Here is a 1,448-nt window from a genome sequence, read left to right as displayed (position 1 = left end):
CGCCGCCGGATCGGCGAACCCGACGGGTCGATAGCGGCTGTGAGGGGCTAGGTTGGGGGCGCAGTCTCCCTGCGCCGTTCGGGTGTGGTGGTTGAGGCTGCTTCCCGCAGCAGAGCGAGCCTGCGGCGTTCCATGAGCGCCGGGCCCGCCTCGACTCCCGCAGAGGCCGACAGGCCCGGTGCGTCCCTGGCGGGCAGCTTCGATACCCGGGCTTCATGCTTCCGGGTCCTGCCTGCGGGGGAGTGCTCGATGCGGACGGTACGGGGGCCACGTCACGCGAGGCACACGGCCGCCGGCCGACCGGCGGCCGTCGCCATGAGCTACTCGAACAGGCGAGACGGGACCGGCTATGCGGTGGCCGGGATGAGGGCGATGTCCGCGGTGATGCGCTTGCCGAGGGGGGTCCGCTCGACGATGACGGTTTGGGCGAGTGCCCTGACGATCTCCAGGCCGTGCTGGCCGATGCGTTCCGGATCCAGCGCCTGTGCAGTCGGCACAGCGGGATTGCTGTCCCAGAGTTCAACCCGCACCACGGCACTGGTGACCCGCAGGTGCAAGAGGGCCGGTCCCGGCGCGTACTTTCGGGCGTTGGTCACCAGTTCGCTGACGATCAACTGGACGATCTCGACCGTGGCGGTCACCACCGGGATGCCGTGGTCGTCTCTCACCTTCGTCAGGAAAGCCGCGGCCAGATGACGGGCCTGAGCTATGCGGGAGCCGTCGCTGTCCAGCGCGAGCGATGTCTCCAACAGCGAGGCCGTTTCGCCTTCGGCCCCTCTTGTCTCGTCCATCCGTGCTCGCTTCCCTCTCCCCGCCCGCTACCCCTTTCAGGGCCAGGTACGCCCGCCTGGAACGTTACCTGCAGCACAGCCACACGGGGGGTAGCACCCTTAGACATCGTTTCACTTGGTGAGTCGGCGGTAGGCGATGAGGGCTGCGGCTATGCCGACGAAGGCCAGGAAGTGCTCGGCCTTGCGTTCGTAGCGGCGGTGCAGTCGGCGGCATCCGGCCAGCCAGGACACCGTTCGCTCGACGACCCAACGGTGTCGGCCGAGCCGGGTGGAGGACTCGATGCCCTTGCGGGCGATGCGGTGGCGGATGCGGCGTTGGCGGAGCCATCGGCGCAGGTGGTCGTAGTCGTAGCCCTTGTCGGCATGCAGCTTGGCCGGGCGCCGACGCCGCGGGCCGCGCCGGGAGCGGATCGGTGGGATGCCCCGCACGAGTGGCTGCAGGCCGAGGCTGTCGTGCATGTTCGCGCCGGAGATCCCCAGCGACAGGGGCAGTCCGTTCCGGTCCGTGATCAGGTGGATTTTCGATCCCGGTTTGCCGCGGTCGGTCGGATTCGGTCCCGTCAGTGGCCCCCTTTTGCCGCCCGCACACTGACCGAGTCGATCGCGCACCGCGACCAGTCCAGCTCGCCCCGGGCGCCGAGCTCATCGAGGACGACC

At 69.3% G+C, this 1,448-nt stretch carries 1 protein-coding gene and 1 pseudogene; both read right to left on the bottom strand.

Annotated features, from left to right (window positions below; all coding sequences use genetic code 11):
- Window positions 1–347: 347 nt before the first annotated feature.
- Complete coding sequence (locus tag N4G66_RS45105) at window positions 348–791, bottom strand: ATP-binding protein (protein WP_261710141.1); 444 nt, start codon at window positions 789–791, stop codon at window positions 348–350.
- A 111-nt stretch (window positions 792–902) separates the two neighbouring features.
- Window positions 903–1,448, bottom strand: a pseudogene (locus N4G66_RS45100) (IS5 family transposase); the annotation flags it as partial.

This window comes from Streptomyces rhizosphaerihabitans, from assembly GCF_025399795.1.
Taxonomy (GTDB): Bacteria; Actinomycetota; Actinomycetes; order Streptomycetales; family Streptomycetaceae; genus Streptomyces; species Streptomyces rhizosphaerihabitans.
This window is presented reverse-complemented; position numbering and strand designations above follow the sequence as displayed.

Bases quoted from the DNA above. Each gene is read 5' to 3' on its own strand.
- N4G66_RS45105 (WP_261710141.1), bottom strand. From the start codon at position 791: ATGGACGAGACAAGAGGGGCCGAAGGCGAAACGGCCTCGCTGTTGGAG.